Raw genomic sequence first — 19,672 nt, forward strand, 5'->3', positions numbered from 1 at the left:
TAGCGAAGCAATCCAGCGCGGTTTACGCAGGCTCTCGATTGCCGCGTCGCCTTCGGCTCCTCGCAATGACGGGGACTAGTCCGCCAGCGCCTCGCGCACCACCGCAATGCCGTCCGCGCGCTGCGCCTTCAGTTCGGCTTTCAGCTTCGCCGGATCGCGCGCCAGCACGAAGCCGAAGCTCACCCCGCCCGCCTTGCCGACCGTCGCATGGTGGAGCTTGTGCGCCTGCACCAGCCGCTTCGCATAGCCGCGCCGCGGCACCCATTTGAAGTAGCGCTGGTGAACCAGCCCATCGTGGACGAGCGTGTAAATGATGCCGTAGAAAAAGATGCCGAGCCCGATCCACGTCCCCGGCTCCCATGCAGCGGCGCCCATGACAAGCGGGCTGCCGATTGCGAACATCGAAATGCTCATCGCCGCGCCGACGAGCGCGAACAGGTCATTCTTCTCGAGCGCCTTGGCGTGCGGTTCGTGATGGTCGCGATGCCACGCCCAGCCGAAACCGTGCATGATATATTTGTGGCTCGCCCAGGCGACGCCTTCCATCGCGGCGACGGTGGCGAACACAAGCAGGACGATAGCGAGCGGGGACATGCAATTATCATACGCCGGTTGCGGACCGGTGACCACCTTCTCTCCTTCGTCATGCCGGACCCTTCGACAAGCTCAGGACAGGCTTGATCCGGCATCCATCCCTGCAAGCGGTGCATGGATCCCGGATCAGGTCCGGGATGACGACAAAGGGAGCGTCCACGAACCCCACGACCGAAAATTGCGTTTTGGATCGCCACTCGCTTGCAAAGTTGTCGTATCGGCTTAAGTGAGCGGCATGACTCGCCCCCGCACGCTTTACGAGAAAATCTGGGACGCGCACGTCGTCGAACGGCGCGCGGACGGCACCTGCCTGATCTTCATCGACCGCCATCTCGTCCATGAAGTCACCAGCCCGCAGGCCTTTGCCGGGCTTCGCGCTGCCGGGCGCACGGTGCGCCGCCCCGACCTGACGCTCGCGGTGCCCGATCACAACCTGCCGACGACGCCGCGCAGGGATGCGGCGGGGAACAAGCTGCCGATCGCCGACCCCGAAAGCGCGGCACAGCTCGCCGCGCTCGAGAAGAATGCCCCCGATTTCGGCATCCGCTATATCGACGCGACCGCGCCCGAGCAGGGCATCGTTCACGTCGTCGGCCCCGAACTGGGCTTCTCCTTGCCCGGCACGACGATCGTCTGCGGCGACAGCCACACCGCCTGCCATGGCGGCATCGGCGCGCTCGCCTTCGGCATCGGGACCAGCGAGGTCGAGCATGTGCTGGCGACGCAGACGCTGCTGCTCCAGCCCGCGAAGACGATGGAAGTGCGCGTCGAAGGCGACGTCGGTCCCGGCGTCGGCGCAAAGGACATCATCCTCCACATCACCGGCACGATCGGCGCCGCGGGCGGCACCGGTCATGTCATCGAATATACGGGCAGCGCGATCCGCGCGCTCAGCATCGAGGGCCGGCTGACGATCAGCAACATGGCGATCGAGGGCGGTGCGCGCGCCGGACTGATCGCGCCCGACGCGATGACCTTCGCCTATCTGAAGGGCCGCCCCTATGCGCCGAAGGGCGCCGATTGGGATGCGGCGGTCGAATATTGGAAGAGCCTCGCGACCGATCCGGGCGCGACCTACGACAAGGTCGTTGTCATCGACGCCGCCGACATCGCGCCGAGCGTCACCTGGGGCACCAGTCCCGAGGATGTGGTGCCGATCACCGGCGTCGTTCCCGACCCCGCGAGCTTCGCCGATCCGTCGAAGCAGGCCGCCGCCGCGAAGAGCCTCGCCTATATGGGGCTCGAACCCGGCACACGGATGCAGGATGTCGCCATCGAGAATATCTTCATCGGCAGCTGCACCAACAGCCGCATCGAGGACATGCGCGCCGCCGCCGCGGTCATCAAGGGCCGCAAGAAGGCCGGCAATGTCAAATGGGCGATCGTCGTTCCGGGATCGGGGCTGGTCAAGGCTCAGGCCGAGGCCGAAGGGCTCGACCGCATCTTCATCGAGGCGGGGCTCGAATGGCGCGAGCCCGGCTGCTCGGCCTGCCTCGCGATGAATCCCGACAAGGTGCCCGCGGGCGAACGCTGCGCGTCGACGAGCAACCGCAATTTCGTCGGCCGCCAGGGACCGGGCAGCCGCACCCACCTCGTCAGCCCCGCGATGGCGGCGGCGGCGGCGGTGACGGGCAGGCTGACCGACGTGCGGGAGTTGATGGCATGACCCCGATCGAAAAAGTCGAAGGCCGTGCAATCCCGTTGGGGCTCAAGAATGTCGACACCGACGTCATCATCCCCGCGCACTGGCTGAAGACCACGACGCGCGAGGGCATGGGCAAGGGCGCGTTCGAGAGCCTGCGCGCCGACCCCGGCAATCTGTTCGACCGGCCCGAGAACAAGGGGGCGCCGATCCTGATCGCGGGCGATAATTTCGGTTGCGGGTCGAGCCGCGAGCACGCCGCCTGGGCGCTCGGCGACCTCGGCATTCGCGTCGTGATCGCGCCCTCTTATTCGGACATCTTTTCCGGCAATGCGGTCAAGAACGGCATATTGCCCGTCGTGCTGCCGCAAGCGGCGATCGACCGGCTGATGGAAGTCGCCGAGACCGATCCGATTCACGTCGACCTCGACACCCAGACGGTGACGACGCCCTTTCAGGACCGCTTCGCCTTCGAGATCGACCCGTTCCGCAAGATGTGCCTGCTGGAAGGGCTCGACGAGATTTCGCTGACCGAGAAGAGCGGCGCGGCAATCGACGCCTATGAAAAAAGGCTCGACGCCGAGCGTCCCTGGATGCGCCCGGCGGCATGACGACCCGAAAAGGAGAAGGATGATGAAGGCTCTTCTGTCGACCGCCACCGGCGGCCCCGAAACGCTGACGCTCGGCGAGCTGCCGCGCCCGAGCGCGGGCAAGGGGCAGATCGTGATCGACGTAAAGGCCTGCGCGGTCAACTTCCCCGACGTGCTGATCATCGAGGATAAATATCAGTTCCGCCCCGAACGCCCGTTCGCGCCGGGCGGCGAGGTCGCGGGACTGGTCGCCGAAGTCGGCGAAGGCGTGACCGAATTCAAGGTCGGCGACCGCGTGATTGCGGGCTGCGGCAATGGCGGCATGTCGGAGGCCGTCGCGGTCGGCGTCCACAATGTCTATCATCTGCCCGAGGGCCATGATTTCGCGGAAGGTGCCTCGCTCTTGATGACCTATGGCACCAGCATCCACGCGCTCGTCGATCGCGGCCACATCAAGGAAGGCGACACTTTGCTCGTCCTCGGCGCGTCGGGCGGCGTCGGCATCGCCGCCGTCGAGCTGGGCAAGGCGTTCGGCGCGCGCGTCGTCGCCGGCGTGTCGAGCGAGGCGAAGGCCGGGATCGCGCGCGCGGCGGGCGCCGACGAGGTCGTCGTCTATGGCTATCAGCCGTTCGACAAGGATGCGTCGAAAGCGCTCGCGAACAAGTTCAAGGACGCCGTCGGACCCGAGGGCGCGAACGTCATCTATGATGCGGTCGGCGGCGACTATGCCGAACCCGCGCTGCGCTCGATCGCGTGGGAAGGCCGCTATCTCGTCGTCGGCTTCCCCGCGGGCATCCCGCGCCTGCCGCTCAACCTGACGCTGCTCAAGAGCTGCGACGTCGCCGGCGTCTTCTGGGGCGCCTTCGTCGCGCGCGAGCCGGAGCGCAACCGCGCCAATATCGCGCGGCTGTTCCAGCTGTGGGAGCAGGGCAAGATCAGACCGCGCGTCACCGAACGCTTCGCGCTCGCCGACGGCGGCAAGGCGATCGCCAAGCTCGGCGACCGCAGCGCGGTCGGCAAGCTGGTGATCACGATCTGAAATATCGCCCCGACCCCGCGCTGACCGAAGCGCTGCGCGCACTCGCGAAGCCCGCCGGGCGGATCGAGCTGCGCGTTACCCCCGGCGCCGGACGCGACGAGGTGCGGATCGTCGATGGCGCCGTGCTGGTCCGCGTGACCGCCGCGCCGGCCGACGGCGCCGCGAACGACGCGGTGCTGAAATTGCTCGCCGCCGCGCTGGGCCGCCCGCGCCGCGATCTGACGCTGCTGCGCGGCGCCTCGGCGCGCGTCAAGCTTGTCGGCATCGCACTCGACTGATCGCAAGACCGACGCCGGGTTAACCCTTTATCAGCCCATCGGCCCTATGGCGAAATGCACGAAAACAGGGACCGCAGGATAGAGAGATGGCGACTCGTCGTTCGACCAGCGATGTGCAGGCCGTGAGCCTCGCGAACATCTCGCGCACCCGCCGCGCACAGCTCGTCGCCGAGTTCGAGGGTGAGCTCGGCATCGACCACAAGGAGCGCGCCCGCCGCGCCTATGAGGAAAAGCGCTGGCGGATCATCAAGACGATCATCGTCTGGACGATCGCGCTGATGTTCTTCGCGATCGCGTGCAACAAGCTGTGGATCATGGGCCAGGACGTCGACAAGCCCTTCTCCGACCTCAATCCGGCCAAGAGCCTGTTCGGGGAATAGGCTGCCGGGAATTGGCGCGCCGCCGCTACCGCCCGAACTTCCCCGCCATCCCCAGAATATCGTCGAGCGGATTGCCGTCGCCGTTGCGGTCGAGGAGCGCGCCCAGACCGCCAAGCCCGCCGCCCGGCGCGCTGCCGCCCGACACGCCGCCGAGCAGCCCGCCCAGCATCCCGCCGAGACCGCCGCCGCCATCCTGCCCGCGCTGCTTCGCCATAGTGCCGGCGACGATCATCGCGAGCATCGGCAGCATCTTCTTGAGCAGGCCCGCGTCGATCCCGGTCTGCGCCGCGGCATGACCCGCGACGGTGCGGCTGACATCCTTCGACCCGAAAATCTGTCCGAGCACTTCATTCCCCGGTTCGACCGGCGTGGGTTGCGGCGAAAGCACCGCATCGAGCAGCCCGCTGCCGCCGAGCCCCGCGAGCAGGCCGCCGATTCCTTCATTGCCAGCCTGCTTCTGAAAGCCGCCGAGAATTGCGGGGAGCAAGGCGTTGGCGCCCTGCTGCGCGATGGCGGGCGAAACACCGAGTTCCTTCGCCATCGCTTCGACACCACCCGCCTGCTGCAAAATATCGTTGAGGTCCATCGCCTGTCTCCTTCTGCGCGCGGATCGAAACGCGCCGATGGACGTTGTTATAGCAGCCGAGGAGCGGAGGACGAGATGTTCATTCAGCTGTCATCGCACCGTGGCTTATTCGACGGTGCGGTCGTGCGCCGCTTTGCGGTCGGGCCGGTCGCCCGATACAATGGGAGCTTGTGACATGGGTATTTTCAGCAAGATCAAGGACGCGATTTTCGGCAAGAAGGCAGCGGCGGCCGAGCCCGCTCCCGCCGCCCCCGCGACACCCGCCGCCCCGGCCGCGCCGCAGCCGGTTCCCGTCGCGATCAGCGAAGTCGATGTCGAGGCGATTCTTGCCGCCGAAGCCGCGAACGCCGGCCAGCCGCTCAACTGGCGCACCTCGATCGTCGACCTGATGAAACTGCTCGACATCGACCCGAGCCTCGCCAACCGCAAGGAGCTCGCGCAGGAACTCGGCTATACCGGCGAACTCAACGGCAGTGCCGAAATGAACATCTGGCTGCACAAGGCGGTGATGCGCGAACTCGCTGCGAACGGCGGCAAGGTGCCCGCCGACCTGACCGACTGAGCCATTTTTCCGCCCTCCCCTTCAGGGGAGGGCGGCGAGACTTGCGAACTTGTTCGCTAGTCGCAGCGGGTGGGGCCATGAGCCTTGTGCAAGGCCGCGAGCCCCCACCCCAACCCCTCCCCTGAAGGGAAGGGGCTTTTTCCAGCGCCCACCATTGACCCCGGCGCGCTCCCCCTCCAGAACCCGTTTCAACCGAAACCAAGGGTCGCGAGGGAGCCGCCGCATGTCCGAATTCTTGTCCAAGCCGATGAACCGCCGCCAGACGCTCGCGGCGCTGAGCACCGGCGCGGCGAGCCTGACGCTCGCGGCGTGCGGCGGCGGCATCCCCGACGATATGGCGGTGATCCCGCCGCCGCCGCCCGGCACCGGCGGTGCGCCCTCGGGGGCTTCGGCTTTGCTCGACAGCGTCGCCGAAAATCTGCTCGTCCATTCGCCCGAGGGCGCGACCGCGCTCGGCATCGACACGGGCGCGCGCGCCGCAATGCGCGGCCAGCTTTCCGATCGTTCGCCCGCCGGGGTCGCGGCGCTCGCCGAAACGCTGAAGGCCGACCTCGCCCGCGTTCGCACGGTCGATACCGCGGGACTCGACCATCAGGCGCGCACCAGCCTCGCGGTGGTCGACAGCGCCTATAGCACCGCGCTCGACGGCTTTGCGCTGCCCTATGGCGACGTCGCGGTCGGCGGCTGGCGCAACACCCCCTATGTCGTGATCCAGAATGTCGGCGCCTATCTCGACGTGCCGCGCCTGCTGGGCAGCGATCAGCCGGTTAAATCCACCGCCGATGCCGAAGCCTATCTCGCGCGGCTTGCGGCCTTCCCGGACGTCCTCGACGGGGAAACCGAACGGCTGAAATCCGCAGGCGCGCAGGGGCTGATCGCGCCCGCCTTTCTGATCGACAAGGCGATCCCGCAAATGGAAGCCACGCTCGCCGATGCGCGCGGCGGTGGCACCCTCGCCGACAGTCTGGCGTCGAAGGCGCGCGAAGCCGGGCTCGCCGGCGACTGGGGCGCACGCGCCACCGCCATGGCGCAAGGCCCCGTCGCCGCCGCGCTCGAACGGCAGATCGCGGCGCTCAAGGCCCAGCGGCCGCAAGCGACGATGGACGCCGGCATGTGGGCGCGTCCCGGCGGCGACGAATGGTATGCGTGGGGGCTGCGCGCCTCGACCACGACGCGCATGACCCCTGACGAGGTCCACCAGATGGGGATCGACCAGCTTGCCGAGCTGCACGGACGGATGGACCCGATCCTCCGGAAACTCGGTTATACGCAGGGCTCGGTGGGCGCGCGGATGCAGGCGCTCGCCAACGATCCGCGCTACAAATTCCCCGAGGGCGACAAGGGGCGCGAAGAGATCAAGGCCTATATCCAGACCTGGCTTGCGAAGATCCGCGCCGAACTGCCGCGTGCGTTCCGTACCCTGGTGAAGGGCAATGTCGAAGTGAAGCGCCTGCCGCTCGCCGAGGAGCCCGGCGCGCCCGCGGCCTATGGCGGCGCGGGGTCGATCGACGGGACGATCCCCGGCAAGATGTGGATCAACCTGCGCACGACCGACCTGCACAGCAAATATTCGCTGCCCGACCTCGTGATGCACGAAGCGATCCCGGGGCATGTCTGGCAGGGCGAATATGCCAATCAGATGCCGCTGATCCGTTCGATGCTGGCGTTCAATGCCTATAGCGAGGGCTGGGCGCTCTATGCCGAGCAGCTTGCCGACGAGCTGGGGCTCTACGACGATTTCGAGGTCGGGCGCCTGGGCTATCTCCAGTCGCTCGCCTTCCGCGCCTGCCGCCTCGTCGTCGACACCGGCATCCACGCGAAGCGCTGGACGCGCGAGGAAGGCGTCAAATTCTTCGTCGAGCGCAACGGATCGAACCCGCTCGAGGTCGCGAGCGAGGTCGATCGCTATTGCAGCTGGGCGGGACAGGCGTGCGGCTACAAGGTCGGCCACAGCGAGATCGTCCGCCAGCGCAGCCGCGCGCAGGCCGCGCTCGGGGCGAAATACGACCTGCGCGACTATGACAATATCGTCGTCGAGGGCGGCAATGTCCCGCTCGACGTGCTCGCGAAGAATGTCGACGAATATATTGCGGAGGCGAAGGGGTAGGCCGCGCCGTCTCTTTCCTGACTCGCACGAAGCCACGAAGCCACAAAGATTTCCCAAACCCATTCGCCCAGAGCTTGTCGAAACCTGTCCTGAGCGCCTGCAAGGCAGTCGAAGGGGGCCGTTCTTTCTTTCAACGCCGGGGGGGGGGGGGGAGGACGGTGCTTCGACAAGCTCAGCACGAACGGAAGTCGGGAGCCCCCCTTTGTGGCTTCGTGGCTTTGTGCGAGAGTTCTTCAAGTCCGCGGCAATGGCATCAGATCGGGCTCCACAAACCCCCGCCGCGCCGGCACCGAAAACAGCAGCTCGCGGCTGTAAAAGCGCAGCGGCCAGTCGCGGCGGCCCATCTCGGAACGCAGCAGCGCGTTGACGCGCGCGGTCAGTCCCGTCTCCCGCGTCTCCGACAGGAACAATCGCACGCCGGCGACATAGGCGCGCGTGATGCTGTCGTGATAGCCCTGCGTGTCGTCGTTCACGCCGCCGACGCTTTCGTTGAAGGCGCAGATCAGCGAGGCGATCCGGGCATCGACGTCGATGTCGGGACGCTCGGTGAGCAGCCACAGGCAGGCTGCGAGATGCGCTTCGTGCGTCCACGCCGCACGCGGCAGGCTGCACGCGAGCAGCCCTTCGCCGAGCGCGCGGATGTCATGGTCGCCTGCGAACAGGCGCGGCGAATATTCGGTGGTCATATCCGGTCCTTCCGGGTGAATGAGCACCCGGAGGAACCGGGTGAGCCTATGCGGCGACGGCGACCTGCGGGGCCGCCCGGCGGACGCCTTCGTCGACGTGATCCGCGAATTGCGCGAAATTGTCGATGAATTGCTGCACCAGCACCTGCGCGGTGCGGTCATAGGCGGCCTTGTCGGCCCACGCATTGCGGGGGTCGAGGATCGCACTGTCGACGCCCGGTACCGCGACCGGATAGTCGAAGCCGAAGTTCGGGTCCCTGCGGAATTCTGCGTCGTTGAGGCTGCCGTCGAGCGCGGCGTTCAAAAGCGCGCGCGTCGCCTTGATCGGCATCCGCTCGATCCCCTCCATCGTCGCCATGCCGCCGGTCCAGCCGGTGTTGACGAGCCAGCACTGCACCCCGCCCTTCGCGATCCGCTCCTTCAAAAGATTGCCATAGACCGACGGGTGGCGCGGCATGAAGGGCGCGCCGAAACAGGTCGAGAAGGTCGCCTCGGGCTCGGTCACGCCGATTTCGGTCCCCGCGACGCGCGCGGTATAGCCCGACAGGAAGTGATACATCGCCTGTTCGGGGGTCAGCTTCGCGATCGGCGGCAGCACGCCATAGGCATCGGCGGTCAGCATGATCACATTCCTGGGGACCGGCCCCATATTATGCTCCGACGCGTTCGGGATGAAGTCGATCGGATAGGAGCCGCGGCTGTTTTCGGCGAGGCTGTTGTCGTCGAGGTCGAGTTCGCGCGTCGCCGGGTCGATCACGACATTTTCGAGCACCGTGCCGAATCGCTTGGTCGTCGCATGGATTTCGGGCTCGGCCTCTGCGGACAGGCGAATCATCTTCGCATAGCAGCCGCCCTCGAAATTGAAGACCGCGGTGTCGGACCAGCCATGCTCGTCGTCGCCGATCAGCGTGCGCGAGGCGTCGGCCGACAGCGTCGTCTTGCCGGTGCCGGAGAGGCCGAAGAAGACCGCGGTGTCGCCCTTCGGGCCGATATTCGCCGAACAGTGCATCGGCATCACCCCCTGCACCGGCAGCAGATAGTTGAGGATGCCGAACACCGACTTCTTCATCTCGCCGGCATAGGCGGTGCCGCCGATCAGCACGAGCTTTTCGGTAAAGTTGACCGCGATCACCGTTTCGCTGCGCGTGCCGTGCCTTGCCGGGTCGGCGCGGAAGCTCGGCAGGTCGACGATCGTATATTCGGCCGCGAAGCCCGCGAGTTCGTCGGCGGTCGGGCGGCAGAGCAGGGTGCGGATGAACTGGCTGTGCCACGCATATTCGGTGAGCACCTGCACCCCGACGCGATACTCCGGCTGCGACCCGCCGAACAGCTGCTGGCGATAGAGGCGGTCGCGCGACGCGAGATGCGCGAAGAAATCCTCCTTTAGCGCTGCGAAATGCGCCGGCGTCATCGGAACATTGGTCTTGCCCCACCAGATCGTGTCGCGCGTCTCGTCATCCTCGACGATGAACTTGTCCTTCGCGCTGCGCCCGGTGTGCTTGCCCGTCGCGACGACGAGCGGGCCGTCCTTGGCGAGCAACCCTTCGCCATGACGGATCGCGGCCTCGACGAGCTGCGGCGTGCCGAGATTCCCGGCCACCTCCGCCTGCGTTTCGATGGCCCGATCGCCGATCACCACCTTCGTCATCATCTCGCCTTTCCTGTTCGCGCCCGCCTCTTGCATACCTATGCAGCGCCTGCCGAACGAAAGGACAGGCCCGCATTCGCATGGGTGCCGACGGTGCCGCCGATTCCGAAATATGGCTTCGCGTTAGCGAGGAAGGCGAAGCGCGTCAAAAGATTAAAGGGATAGCCGTGCAGCTCTTGCGACGGAGCGTCGCGAGCCCCTTTGCTCTTCACGCCCGGTTGTCGACCTCGACCCAATGGGTTAGGAACGGGACGGATTTGAGCCGATCCTTTATGACCGTTCGTGTCGATGCGAACGGAAACCGAGAGTCTGCTTTGAGCCTTCCGTTCGCGGCCGCTAACGACGAAAAGAGCATGACGGCAACCATCGCGCTGGTCGACGACGACCGCAACATCCTGCAATCGCTGTCGATCGCCCTGCAGGCCGAGGGCTTCGTCACGCGCGTCTATTCGGACGGCGAGGCGGCGCTGAAGCCGCTGCTCGACAACCCGCCCGACCTTGCCGTCTTCGACATCAAGATGCCGCGGATGGACGGGCTCGAGCTCTTGCGCCGGCTGCGCGAGAAGAGCCAGCTTCCGGTGATCTTCCTGACCAGCAAGGACGACGAGATCGACGAGGCGCTGGGGCTCGCGATGGGTGCCGACGATTATATCTCGAAGCCCTTTTCGCAGCGGCTGCTGATCGCGCGCATCCGCGCGATCCTGCGCCGCGTCGAGCTCAACAAGGGGCCGGTCGACGATGACGACGAGCCCGTTGCCGACCCGATCACGCGCGGGCGGCTGACGATGGACCCCGCGCGCCACAAGGTGAGCTGGGACGGCAAGGACGTCACGCTGACCGTCACCGAATTCCTGATCCTCGAAACGCTCGCGGCGCGCCCCGGCATCGTGCGCAGCCGCAACCAGCTGATGGACGCCGCCTATCAGGACGACGTCTATATCGACGACCGCACGATCGACAGCCACATCAAGCGCCTGCGCCGCAAGTTCCGCGAGGTCGATCCCGATTTCGACGCGATCGCGACGCTCTATGGCGCAGGCTACCGCTTTTCGGACGATGGTTGAGACCACGCCGCCCGATCAGGAGGACGCGCCGCTCGTCTGGTCGGCGCGCTGGTCGCTGACGACGCGCATCCTTGCGGTCAACATCCTTGCCGTCGCGCTGCTCGCAGGCGGCTTCTTCTACCTCGACACCTATCGCACCCGCCTCGTCGACACGCGCATCGCGGTGATGGAGGACCAGCTCGCGATGCTCGACAGCGCGCTCGAGGCGGCGCGCCCCGACCAGCGCGAGCGGCTGATCGGCGAATTCACCCGCGCGACCGAATCGCGGCTGCGCTTCTATGACGCGAGCGGACGCAAGATCGACGACAGCTTCGCGCACGCGCCGCCGACCTATACGCTGCGCGATCCCGACCTGCAGCCGTGGAAGCGCGACGTCGCGCGGGCGATGGACCGCGGCATCGACTGGGTCGTCGGCGCGCCCAACTATCCCGAATTCGAAGAACCCGCGGTCGATCGCGCCGCCGCCTGGCCCGAGGTGGTCGAAGCGATGAAGAGCGGCGGCGAAGCGGCGCGCTTCCGCTTCGCCCCCGAGCGGACCCCGCTCTTGAGCGCAACCCGTGTCGTCGACCTTGAAGCCCCCGAGGTGATGCTGATGACGCTCAACGCGCGCGACATCACCCGCACCGTGCGCGCCGAGCGCTTCCGCCTCGCGGTCGTGCTCGCGATGGTGCTGGTCGTCTCGGTGCTGCTCTCGCTCTTCCTCGCACGCACCATCGTCCGCCCGCTGCGCAAGCTCGCCCGCGCGGCGGTGCGCGTCCGTCTCGGCCGCGCACGCGAGGTCGTCGTGCCGCGCCTGCCGAGTCGCCGCGACGAAATCGGCACGCTCGCACGCGCGGTGAGCGACATGACGCAGGCGCTGCGCGAGCGCATCGACGCCGGCGAGCATTTCGCCGCCGACGTCACGCACGAACTCAAGAACCCGATCGCCTCGGTGCGCTCGGCAATCGAGGGGCTGGGGCGCGTCAAGACCGACGAACAGCGCGCGCAGCTGCTCGCCATCGCCGACGAGGATGTTCGCCGGCTCGACCGGCTCGTCACCGACATCAGCGACGCGAGCCGCATCGACGCGCAGCTGTCGCGCACGCTGTTCGAGCCGATCGACATCGGCTTGATGATCGAATCGATGCTCGCCTCGCGCGCGGCGCGCGCGAACGCCGACACGCCGCACCCACGCATCGCCTTCGCGCGCCCGCGCAAGGGCACCGCGACGGTGATGGGCGACGGCCACCGCCTCGAGCGGGCGATCGACAATGTCATCGACAATGCGCTCAGCTTCTCCCCCGCGGGCGGCCTCGTCTGCATCGCCGCGACGCGTCTCGGCGACGAGGTGCATATTCGCGTCGACGACGACGGCCCCGGCATCCCGGAGGCGCAGCGCGAAGCGATTTTCCGCCGCTTTCACAGCGCGCGCCCCGACGAGGAAGCGTTCGGCCGCCACAGCGGCCTTGGCCTCGCGATCGCGCGGACGATCGTCGAGGGCCATGGCGGAACGATCGCCGCGGGCGACCGCGAGGACGGCAAGCCGGGGGCGAGCCTGCTGATTACGCTGCCCGCGGCGGACGAGGGGCGAACCGGCGGCTGACGGGGCGCGGCGGCCTTCGGGCGGAAGCGGCCGTTCTTAAGCCCCTCCTCTTCAGAGGAGGGGTTGGGGTGGTGACGCCGGTGAAGGAGCACCACCCCGCTGCGACTAGGGAGCAAGCTCCCAAGTCTCGCTGCCCCTCCTCTGAAGAGGAGGGGTTGGCCAATGTCTCAATTCCACCCGGAAGCCGCCCCACCCTCCATCCGCCTTGCGGCGCCGCACGCGCCTAGCTAAGCCTGCGCGATGCTTCCGAGCCGGACCGCCATCGAGATTGTCAACATCCATGCAAGCTGCGTCGCGGCGGGCAATGGCGGGGTGCTGATCCTCGGCCAATCGGGGCAGGGCAAGTCCGACCTTGCGCTGCGGCTGATCGACCGCGGCGCGCGGCTCGTCGCCGATGATCGCTGCGACATCTGGCACGAACGCGGCCGCCTGTGGTGCCGCCCGCCCGAAAATCTCGCCGGCAAGCTCGAGGTGCGCGGCATCGGGATCGTCGAGCGGCCGTGGACCGCGCCGGTGCCGCTCGCGCTCGCGGTGCGGCTGACCGACCGCTACGACCGTATGCCTGCGGTGAATCAGGTCGAAACGGTCGCAGGGCATCCGCTGCCCGCGCTGCTCCTCTCGGCCTTCGAAGCGTCGGCGCCGATCAAGATCATGCTCGCGCTCGAACGACTGGCGCCGGACGCATGACCGCGCCCGCATCGCCGCGCCTGCTGCTCGTCACCGGTCTGTCGGGCGCGGGAAAGTCGACCGTTTTGAAGGTGCTCGAGGATCTGGGGTGGGAAGTCGTCGACAATCTGCCGCTGTCGCTGCTCGAACCCTTGATCGAGGCGCCGGCGCCGCGCAGCGAGGCGAACCGACCGATCGCGGTCGGCATCGACAGCCGCAGCCGCGGCTTCAAGCCGTCTTTGCTCGTCAAGCGGATCAAGCAGCTGCGCGAGGCCGACGGGCGCGCGATCGAGACGCTGTTCCTCGATTGCGCGGGCGCCGAGCTTGAACGGCGCTTTTCCGAAACGCGGCGGCGCCACCCGCTCGCCGAGGATCGTCCGGCGACCGACGGCATCGCGCGCGAGCGCGAGATGATGGAGCCGGTGCGCCGCTGGGCCGAGCATGTCGTCGATACGACCAACTATTCGAGCAACGACCTGCAACAGGAAATCCGCCACCGTTTCGCCGACGCGGGGGGCGACGAACCGGCGCTCAACATATTGAGTTTCGGCTATTCGCGCGGGCTGCCGCGCCACGCCGATCTGGTGTTCGACATGCGCTATCTGCGCAACCCGCACTGGGATTCGAAGCTGCGTCCCGGAACGGGACTCGACGCCGATGTTTCGGCTTATATCGCGGCCGATCCGGCCTATGAAGCGACGGTGTCGCGGATCGAGGCGCTGTTGCTCGCGCTGCTGCCCCGATACCGCGCCGAGGGGAAAAGCTATGTCACCATCGCCTTCGGCTGCACCGGCGGGCGCCATCGCTCGGTGCATGTCGCCGAGCGTGTCGCCAGGACGCTGCGCGCGGCGGGCCACACCCCCACCGTCGGCCACCGCAACCTTGACTCGGCCCCGCAAGATGGGCTTGAGGGCAAGCCCCCGCCCGCTTCTCCCGCGCCAGGCGGAAAAAAATAAGGGTCCTCGACTGCATGCCCAGCGATAAAGCATTGCCGCTGCTTGGATTGGTTCTCGTCACCCACGGCCGACTCGCCGAAGAGATGGTGACCGCGATGGAACATGTCGTCGGCCCCCAGCGCGCGGTCGCGACCGTGTGCATCGGTCCCAACGACAATATGGAGATGCGGCGGCAGGAAATCGCCGACGCGATCCGCGACGTCGACGAAGGGCGCGGCGTGATCATGCTGACCGACCTGTTCGGCGGCACCCCGTCGAACCTTGCGATCAGCCTGCTCGAAGCCGGGCGGACCGAGGTGATCGCCGGGGTCAATCTTCCGATGTTGATCCGGCTCGAAAGTGCGCGCAAAACGATGGAACTGCGCCCCGCGGTGATCGCGGCGCGCGAGGCGGGCCAGAAATATATATCGGTCGCGTCGGAAATGCTGGGAGTGGGCCTTTGAGCGAATTGTCGGAGACCGTCGAGATTACCAATCAGCGCGGTCTTCACGCGCGCGCCAGCGCCAAATTCGTCACCTTCGTCAGCCGCCTGCCCGAAAGCGTCTCGGTCGAGGTCGAGCGCAACGGCAGCCGTGTAGCGGGCACCTCGATCATGGGGCTGATGATGCTCGGCGCCGCGAAGGGCGACAGCATCACCATCCATACGAAGGGCGACGGCGCCGACGCCGCGCTGCTCAAACTGGTCGGGCTGGTCAAGGACAGCTTCGGCGAGGATTGACGTCATGTCCGGCCGTCGCAGCCGCATCGAAAGCGTATCGAACCCGCTGGTCAAGCGGATGCGCGGCTTGCGCGAAAAACGGCACCGGCGCGCCGAGGGGCTGTTCCTTGCCGAAGGGCTGCGCATCGCGACCGAGGCGCGCGAGGCGGGCGTCCTGCCGCAATGGCTGTTTCTCGCCGACGAAGGCGCGGCGCATCCGCTCGCCAAGGCGCTCGTCAACGCGACGCTGGCAAGCGGCGGCGAAGTGATCGACACCACGCCCGCGATCCTCGCAAAACTGTCGGGAAAGGACAATCCGCAGACGATCGTCGGCATCTATGCCGAGCCGCGCACCACGCTCGCCGACCTCGACCGGAGCGCGGCCCCCATCTGGCTCGTCGCCGAGCGGCTGCGCGACCCCGGCAATCTCGGCACGATGCTGCGCACCGGCGACGCGGTCGGCGCGGGCGGGCTGATTCTGCTCGACGAATCGACCGACCCCTATGGAGTAGAGGCGGTGCGCGCGAGCATGGGGGCGATCTTCACGCAAAGGCTGGTGCAGGCGCGCTGGGACGACTTCCTGCCGTGGCTGCGCGGCGGACCGGGGCAGCTCGTCGCGACCTGGCTGGGGGACGATACGCAGGATTATCAGGCGGTGCGCTATGCGGCGCCGACCTTCATTCTCGTCGGCAATGAATCGCAGGGGCTGCCCGAAGCCTATGCCGCCGCTGCCGACGTGCGGGTGAAGATGCCGATGATGGGCAAGGCCGACAGCCTGAACGCCGCGGTCGCGGGCGCGGTGATGGCCTATGAGGTATTGAACCAGCGGCGGAACCGATAGCGGGGGTTCGGCGTGCTGACATCTGGCCGGCCCCGAATGTCGATGCAATAAGGGCCGACATCGTTAGTTCGTCATGCCGGACTTGATCCGGCATCCATTTGCACCGCTTTGCGTCCATGGTGGACCCCGGATCGAGTCCGGGGTGACGAAAGGAGGAGAAGCCCGCGATGACCCGTTTCCTGCCCCTGCTTGCCCTGCCGGCGCTTGCCGCCTGCACCGCCGTCCCGCCGCAGGCGCCGGGCGACAAGCCCGCATCCTATATGGCGATCGGCACCGAACCCGGTTGGACGCTCGAGATCACGTCGGGCCTGCTCAATTATAACGGCGACTATGGCGATACGAAGATTCTTCAGCCCAACCCGGGCGCCCGCCCGAGTGCGGGCGGCGAACGCTATGTCACCGACCGGCTCACCGTCGACGTCACGCACGCCGAATGCAGCGACGGGATGAGCGACCGCCGCTACCGCGACACGGTGACCGTCACCGCCGACGGCAAGACGGTGAAAGGCTGCGGCGGCGCGATCCTCGCGCCGGATCAACTCGCGGGCACCGACTGGACCTTCGAGTCGATCGGCGGCACGCGCGTCGCGGCCGACCGCCCGACCTCGCTGAGCTTCGCCGCCGACAGGCTGAGCGGCAGCGCGGGGTGCAACCGCTTTTCGGGCAGCTGGTCGAGCGACGGCACCACCCTTACCGCCGGTCCGCTGATGACGACCAGGATGGCGTGCGCGGGCGCCGCGATGGCGCAGGAAAGCGCCTTCTTCAAATTGATGGAAAGCCCGGTGCGGATCGAATTTCCGTCCGACGGCACGCTGCTGCTGACCGGCGCGGACGGACAGACTGCGGTGCTCAAGCGGGCGATCTGAACATGATGGCCTTTGGATCAGTGTGTCCCCGCGAAGGCGGGGACCCATCTCCTGACAAATCAACATAGAGCCGGCCGGAGATGGGCTCCCGCCTTCGCGGGAGCACACAGGAGTTCAAGAAGGTCCGCTATTCCCCGCCGTCGTTCACCGCGCTCGGCGCCGCCGACAGCTTCGCGAGCGGGCGCGCCGCCTGTTCGGCTACCGGCAGCGAGGCGATCTCCTTGCCGCCGGTCTCGACGTCGAGCGCCTCGAAGCGTTTGGCCTGCGTCAGCACCTGGCTTTCGAAGCTGCCGACGAAGGCATTGTAGGCCCCCGTCGCAGAATCGAGATTCTTGCCGACGCGCGCGATATGCGACCCCATCGTCGCCATGCGCGCATAAAGCTCCTTGCCGAGCGCCGCGATCTCGCGCGCCTGCCCCGCGAGCTTTTCCTGCCGCCACACCGCCGCGACGGTGCGCGCGATCGCGATGAGGTTGGTCGGCGTCGCGAGCAGCACCTTGCGCTCGAACGCATGGTCCCAGAGGCTGGCGTCGTGGTCGAGCGCCGCGGCGAGAAAATGCTCGCCGGGGACGAACATCACGACATAGTCGGGGGTGTCGTCGAACTGGTTCCAATAGCTTTTGGCGCCGAGCGCGTTGACATGCGCCTTCATCGCCGCCGCGTGCGCGGCGAGATGCGCCGCCTTCTCGGCCTCGTCGACGGCGCCGAAGGCATCCTGATAGGCATTGAGCGAGACCTTGGCGTCGATCACCAGGCTCTGCCCGCCGGGGACTTTCACCACGACGTCGGGGCGCAGCCGTCCGCCGTCGCCGTCCGCGACGCTGACCTCGGTTTGGAAATCGGCATGTTCGGACAGGCCGCAGCTTTCGAGCACGTTGCGCAGTTGCTGCTCGCCCCAGCGCCCGCGCGCCTTGGGCGCATTGCGCAGCGCGTTGACGAGCTTTGCGGCCTCGCTCGACACACGCTCGGTGCCCTCGCGCATCGCGGCGATCTGGCCCGAGAGCATCCCGAAGGCGTCGCGGCGTTCGGCCTCGACCTTGCCCACCGCCTCCTCATATCTGGCGAGCCGCTCATGCACCGGCTGGAGCAGTGCCTTCAGATTCGCGCCCGCGCTTTCCTCGCTCTGCTTGAAGCGGTCGGCGGCGCGGGTCAGGAAATCCTGCTGCGCCTTGTCGAGCATCGCCTGCCCGACCTCGCGAAACTGCGCGGTGAGCGCCGCCTGCGCGTCCTTCAATTGCGTGATCTGCGCCTCGTGCGCCGCATCGCGCGCCCTTTGCTCGGCACCGAGCGCGGAGAGTTGCAGCTCGGCCGCCTTGCGCGCCTCGGCCTCGGCGGCAAGGTCGGTCACCGCCGCCCTGAACCGCTCGGCAAGCCCGTCGCGCTCGGCCCTGAGCCCGCCCGCCTGCCGGCCGGCGAACAGCCAGCCGATCAAGGCACCGAGCAAGAGAGCGACGACGGCGACGAGCAGCGAGACCATATCCATCCGCGGAACATAGGACGAACGCTGAGGAGTTGGCTAGGGCTTAATTGGCGGGGAGATCGGAATGGCGGCTTTGGAATGGTGAGCGGACATAGTTTCCCAACCATGAATCGTCGCCCCAGCGAAAGCTGGGGCCGCCATCCTCTGGTCGCAGCGCCGGAAGAACAGGCCGATAGCGGCCCCAGCTTTCGCTGGGGCGACGGCTGGTAACGCCAGAAAGCTATCATCCACCCACCCCACAGCCCCAGAACGGCAGCACCGCGCGATACGCCTCGACCCCCGGCGCGCCGCCGATCGTCACGCCCTGGGTGAGCAGCCAGTAATGCCGCACGATCTCCGCCTGTTGCTCGAGGCCATAGCGTTCGAGCCGCCACCCGGGTTTCAGACTGTAGCTATAGGTCGCAAAGGGATGCCGCATCAGCACCAGATACCAGCGGCCGCGCGTCTGCGCCTGCCACACATGCGTCATTTCGTGGACGAACAGCCCCTGCATCGCCTGCGATGCGGTGCTGAAATCGTCGCAATAGAGGTTGCCGTGCGGGTGGAAATGGAGCGCGCCCATCGGCGCCATCACGACGCGGCGCGGCTGAAAGAATATCCATTTATGATGGCGCACGCGCACCCGGTCATAGGCAATCGCGTCGCCGAAGACCGAGCGCGCGAGCGCGATCTCGCCGGCGGTGAGCGGTCGCGAAGGCCGCGCCATGCCCGCCTATTTCTTCGCCGCGTCCGTCGCGCCCTTGTCCGCGCTCTCGTTGCCCATCTCCATCGCGCCATGGTCCATCGCCGGAGCATCGGCGCTCGCCGCGCTCGACGCGCCCTTGATCGTCATGTCGAAGATGATGCGTTCATTATTGTTGTTCGAAAAGACGAAGATCATCGGCAGCTTGCCCGCACGCACCGCGGCGCCGTTGATGTTCCAGATCATCAGATGCCTGCCGCCGGGCTTGAACTCGAGCTTGCCCTTCGCGGGCACGGGCGCGCTGGTGAGCGGCTTCATGGTCATCACGCCGTTTTCGCGCACGCTTTCGTGCATTTCGACGCGCTGCGCGAGGTCGGCGGTCACCGCGACGAGATCGACGTCGCGCGGTCCGCCCTCGATGGTGAAATAGCCTGCCGCCGGCCGGTCGGGGGTCGCCCCCATCTCGATATAGCCGCTTGCGACGTGGAGGACCGGCCCCTCGCCCATATTCTCGCCGCAGGCCGAAAGGCCGAGCGTGGCGACGGCAAGGGCGGCGATTGCAAAGGGCTTCATGGCAGGACTCTCCCGAAAGGCTCGAAATTTCCCGCTACAGATAAGCGTTCGAAGGGCTTGTGCCAAGCATCGGCGCACCTATATCGCCCCCAGAAACCCTTATGGGGACCCATGGACAGGCGTGCCTTTTCAGGGCGCCGACGAAGCAACAAG

General features: G+C 67.1%; 22 protein-coding genes. 15 read left to right on the forward strand and 7 right to left on the reverse strand.

The annotated features are described in order from the left end of the window. Positions 1-75 precede the first annotated feature (75 nt). Positions 76-594, reverse strand: coding sequence for a sterol desaturase family protein (locus KNJ79_RS17045; protein ID WP_317151979.1), 519 nt, complete (start codon positions 592-594; stop codon positions 76-78). A gap of 235 nt (positions 595-829) precedes the next feature. On the opposite strand from KNJ79_RS17045, the gene leuC reads away from it, so the two are divergent. The 5 genes from leuC to KNJ79_RS17070 all read left to right on the forward strand — a co-directional run bounded on the left by leuC (position 830) and on the right by KNJ79_RS17070 (position 4,523). Continuing rightward, positions 830-2,260 (forward strand): 3-isopropylmalate dehydratase large subunit, encoded by a 1,431-nt coding sequence (gene leuC / locus KNJ79_RS17050; RefSeq protein ID WP_317151980.1) that lies wholly within the window; start codon positions 830-832, stop codon positions 2,258-2,260. After that, positions 2,257-2,847 carry a 3-isopropylmalate dehydratase small subunit gene (gene leuD, locus KNJ79_RS17055; RefSeq protein ID WP_317151981.1) on the forward strand — a complete coding sequence of 197 codons (591 nt, stop codon included), beginning with the start codon at positions 2,257-2,259 and terminating at the stop codon, positions 2,845-2,847. The genes leuC and leuD overlap by 4 nt, the downstream gene beginning before the upstream one ends. Positions 2,848-2,869: 22 nt before the next feature. Next, positions 2,870-3,865: an NADPH:quinone oxidoreductase family protein gene (locus KNJ79_RS17060; RefSeq protein ID WP_089215539.1), complete on the forward strand. Its 996-nt coding sequence runs from the start codon at positions 2,870-2,872 to the stop codon at positions 3,863-3,865. A 68-nt stretch (positions 3,866-3,933) separates the two neighbouring features. After that, positions 3,934-4,143, forward strand: coding sequence for a DUF167 domain-containing protein (locus KNJ79_RS17065; protein ID WP_317153941.1), 210 nt, complete (start codon positions 3,934-3,936; stop codon positions 4,141-4,143). An 86-nt stretch (positions 4,144-4,229) separates the two neighbouring features. After that, positions 4,230-4,523: a hypothetical protein gene (locus tag KNJ79_RS17070; protein WP_245836613.1), complete on the forward strand. Its 294-nt coding sequence runs from the start codon at positions 4,230-4,232 to the stop codon at positions 4,521-4,523. Positions 4,524-4,548: 25 nt separating this feature from the next. On the opposite strand, the gene KNJ79_RS17075 is transcribed toward KNJ79_RS17070, so the two are convergent. Continuing rightward, entirely contained in the window at positions 4,549-5,109 is a 561-nt protein-coding gene (locus KNJ79_RS17075) for a DUF937 domain-containing protein (RefSeq protein WP_317151982.1), read from the reverse strand. 175 nt (positions 5,110-5,284) lie between these two features. Between KNJ79_RS17075 and KNJ79_RS17080 the strand changes: the two genes are divergently transcribed. After that, entirely contained in the window at positions 5,285-5,671 is a 387-nt protein-coding gene (locus tag KNJ79_RS17080; protein WP_089215389.1) for a DUF3597 domain-containing protein, read from the forward strand. A 223-nt stretch (positions 5,672-5,894) separates the two neighbouring features. Further along, positions 5,895-7,778: a DUF885 domain-containing protein gene (locus tag KNJ79_RS17085; protein WP_317151983.1), complete on the forward strand. Its 1,884-nt coding sequence runs from the start codon at positions 5,895-5,897 to the stop codon at positions 7,776-7,778. 233 nt (positions 7,779-8,011) lie between these two features. Here KNJ79_RS17085 and KNJ79_RS17090 read toward each other — a convergent pair whose 3' ends face one another. Continuing rightward, complete coding sequence (locus KNJ79_RS17090) at positions 8,012-8,464, reverse strand: hypothetical protein (RefSeq protein ID WP_089215387.1); 453 nt, start codon at positions 8,462-8,464, stop codon at positions 8,012-8,014. Positions 8,465-8,510: 46 nt separating this feature from the next. Continuing rightward, positions 8,511-10,112 (reverse strand): phosphoenolpyruvate carboxykinase, encoded by a 1,602-nt coding sequence (locus KNJ79_RS17095; RefSeq protein ID WP_317153942.1) that lies wholly within the window; start codon positions 10,110-10,112, stop codon positions 8,511-8,513. Positions 10,113-10,465: 353 nt separating this feature from the next. Here KNJ79_RS17095 and KNJ79_RS17100 point away from each other — a divergent pair, with 353 nt between their 5' ends. The 8 genes from KNJ79_RS17100 (at position 10,466) to KNJ79_RS17135 (ending at position 16,784) form a co-directional block, all read left to right on the forward strand. Further along, positions 10,466-11,176 carry a response regulator transcription factor gene (locus KNJ79_RS17100; RefSeq protein ID WP_317151984.1) on the forward strand — a complete coding sequence of 237 codons (711 nt, stop codon included), beginning with the start codon at positions 10,466-10,468 and terminating at the stop codon, positions 11,174-11,176. Beyond that, positions 11,169-12,758 carry a sensor histidine kinase gene (locus tag KNJ79_RS17105; RefSeq protein ID WP_317151985.1) on the forward strand — a complete coding sequence of 530 codons (1,590 nt, stop codon included), beginning with the start codon at positions 11,169-11,171 and terminating at the stop codon, positions 12,756-12,758. Before KNJ79_RS17100 ends, KNJ79_RS17105 begins: the two co-directional genes overlap by 8 nt. Before the next feature lie 240 nt (positions 12,759-12,998). Then, positions 12,999-13,445: an HPr kinase/phosphorylase gene (locus tag KNJ79_RS17110; RefSeq protein WP_089215386.1), complete on the forward strand. Its 447-nt coding sequence runs from the start codon at positions 12,999-13,001 to the stop codon at positions 13,443-13,445. Further along, complete coding sequence (rapZ, locus tag KNJ79_RS17115; RefSeq protein ID WP_317151986.1) at positions 13,442-14,380, forward strand: RNase adapter RapZ; 939 nt, start codon at positions 13,442-13,444, stop codon at positions 14,378-14,380. The genes KNJ79_RS17110 and rapZ overlap by 4 nt, the downstream gene beginning before the upstream one ends. Positions 14,381-14,418: 38 nt before the next feature. Next, a complete protein-coding gene (locus KNJ79_RS17120) occupies positions 14,419-14,823 on the forward strand; it encodes a PTS sugar transporter subunit IIA (protein WP_317153943.1) in 405 nt (134 codons plus the stop codon). After that, positions 14,820-15,098, forward strand: coding sequence for an HPr family phosphocarrier protein (locus KNJ79_RS17125; RefSeq protein WP_089215384.1), 279 nt, complete (start codon positions 14,820-14,822; stop codon positions 15,096-15,098). Before KNJ79_RS17120 ends, KNJ79_RS17125 begins: the two co-directional genes overlap by 4 nt. A gap of 4 nt (positions 15,099-15,102) precedes the next feature. Next, entirely contained in the window at positions 15,103-15,918 is an 816-nt protein-coding gene (locus KNJ79_RS17130; protein ID WP_317151987.1) for a TrmH family RNA methyltransferase, read from the forward strand. A gap of 167 nt (positions 15,919-16,085) precedes the next feature. Next, the gene (locus tag KNJ79_RS17135; protein ID WP_317151988.1) at positions 16,086-16,784 is read left to right on the forward strand and encodes an META domain-containing protein; all 699 of its coding nucleotides are present in this window, start codon (positions 16,086-16,088) and stop codon (positions 16,782-16,784) included. A 127-nt stretch (positions 16,785-16,911) separates the two neighbouring features. Here KNJ79_RS17135 and KNJ79_RS17140 read toward each other — a convergent pair whose 3' ends face one another. The 3 genes from KNJ79_RS17140 to KNJ79_RS17150 form a co-directional block, all read right to left on the reverse strand. After that, positions 16,912-18,267, reverse strand: a complete 1,356-nt coding sequence (locus KNJ79_RS17140; protein ID WP_317151989.1) for a DNA recombination protein RmuC — start codon at positions 18,265-18,267, stop codon at positions 16,912-16,914. A gap of 220 nt (positions 18,268-18,487) precedes the next feature. Continuing rightward, positions 18,488-18,970: a vgr related protein gene (locus KNJ79_RS17145; RefSeq protein WP_317151990.1), complete on the reverse strand. Its 483-nt coding sequence runs from the start codon at positions 18,968-18,970 to the stop codon at positions 18,488-18,490. A 6-nt stretch (positions 18,971-18,976) separates the two neighbouring features. Then, positions 18,977-19,519 carry a copper chaperone PCu(A)C gene (locus KNJ79_RS17150; protein ID WP_317151991.1) on the reverse strand — a complete coding sequence of 181 codons (543 nt, stop codon included), beginning with the start codon at positions 19,517-19,519 and terminating at the stop codon, positions 18,977-18,979. Between the last annotated feature and the right edge of the window lie 153 nt (positions 19,520-19,672).

This window comes from Sphingopyxis indica (genome assembly GCF_032879645.1).
In the GTDB taxonomy this organism is placed as follows: domain Bacteria; phylum Pseudomonadota; class Alphaproteobacteria; order Sphingomonadales; family Sphingomonadaceae; genus Sphingopyxis; species Sphingopyxis indica.

Excerpts from the sequence above, each read along its gene's own strand:
- KNJ79_RS17045 (WP_317151979.1), bottom strand. The coding sequence starts at position 594 with ATGTCCCCGCTCGCTATCGTCCTGCTTGTGTTCGCCACCGTCGCCGCG.
- leuC (WP_317151980.1), top strand. The coding sequence starts at position 830 with ATGACTCGCCCCCGCACGCTTTACGAGAAAATCTGGGACGCGCACGTC.
- leuD (WP_317151981.1), top strand. The coding sequence starts at position 2,257 with ATGACCCCGATCGAAAAAGTCGAAGGCCGTGCAATCCCGTTGGGGCTC.
- KNJ79_RS17060 (WP_089215539.1), top strand. The coding sequence starts at position 2,870 with ATGAAGGCTCTTCTGTCGACCGCCACCGGCGGCCCCGAAACGCTGACG.
- KNJ79_RS17070 (WP_245836613.1), top strand. The coding sequence starts at position 4,230 with ATGGCGACTCGTCGTTCGACCAGCGATGTGCAGGCCGTGAGCCTCGCG.
- KNJ79_RS17075 (WP_317151982.1), bottom strand. The coding sequence starts at position 5,109 with ATGGACCTCAACGATATTTTGCAGCAGGCGGGTGGTGTCGAAGCGATG.
- KNJ79_RS17080 (WP_089215389.1), top strand. The coding sequence starts at position 5,285 with ATGGGTATTTTCAGCAAGATCAAGGACGCGATTTTCGGCAAGAAGGCA.
- KNJ79_RS17085 (WP_317151983.1), top strand. The coding sequence starts at position 5,895 with ATGTCCGAATTCTTGTCCAAGCCGATGAACCGCCGCCAGACGCTCGCG.
- KNJ79_RS17090 (WP_089215387.1), bottom strand. The coding sequence starts at position 8,464 with ATGACCACCGAATATTCGCCGCGCCTGTTCGCAGGCGACCATGACATC.
- KNJ79_RS17095 (WP_317153942.1), bottom strand. The coding sequence starts at position 10,112 with ATGACGAAGGTGGTGATCGGCGATCGGGCCATCGAAACGCAGGCGGAG.
- KNJ79_RS17100 (WP_317151984.1), top strand. The coding sequence starts at position 10,466 with ATGACGGCAACCATCGCGCTGGTCGACGACGACCGCAACATCCTGCAA.
- KNJ79_RS17105 (WP_317151985.1), top strand. The coding sequence starts at position 11,169 with ATGGTTGAGACCACGCCGCCCGATCAGGAGGACGCGCCGCTCGTCTGG.
- KNJ79_RS17110 (WP_089215386.1), top strand. The coding sequence starts at position 12,999 with ATGCTTCCGAGCCGGACCGCCATCGAGATTGTCAACATCCATGCAAGC.
- rapZ (WP_317151986.1), top strand. The coding sequence starts at position 13,442 with ATGACCGCGCCCGCATCGCCGCGCCTGCTGCTCGTCACCGGTCTGTCG.
- KNJ79_RS17130 (WP_317151987.1), top strand. The coding sequence starts at position 15,103 with ATGTCCGGCCGTCGCAGCCGCATCGAAAGCGTATCGAACCCGCTGGTC.
- KNJ79_RS17135 (WP_317151988.1), top strand. The coding sequence starts at position 16,086 with ATGACCCGTTTCCTGCCCCTGCTTGCCCTGCCGGCGCTTGCCGCCTGC.
- KNJ79_RS17140 (WP_317151989.1), bottom strand. The coding sequence starts at position 18,267 with ATGGATATGGTCTCGCTGCTCGTCGCCGTCGTCGCTCTCTTGCTCGGT.
- KNJ79_RS17145 (WP_317151990.1), bottom strand. The coding sequence starts at position 18,970 with ATGGCGCGGCCTTCGCGACCGCTCACCGCCGGCGAGATCGCGCTCGCG.
- KNJ79_RS17150 (WP_317151991.1), bottom strand. The coding sequence starts at position 19,519 with ATGAAGCCCTTTGCAATCGCCGCCCTTGCCGTCGCCACGCTCGGCCTT.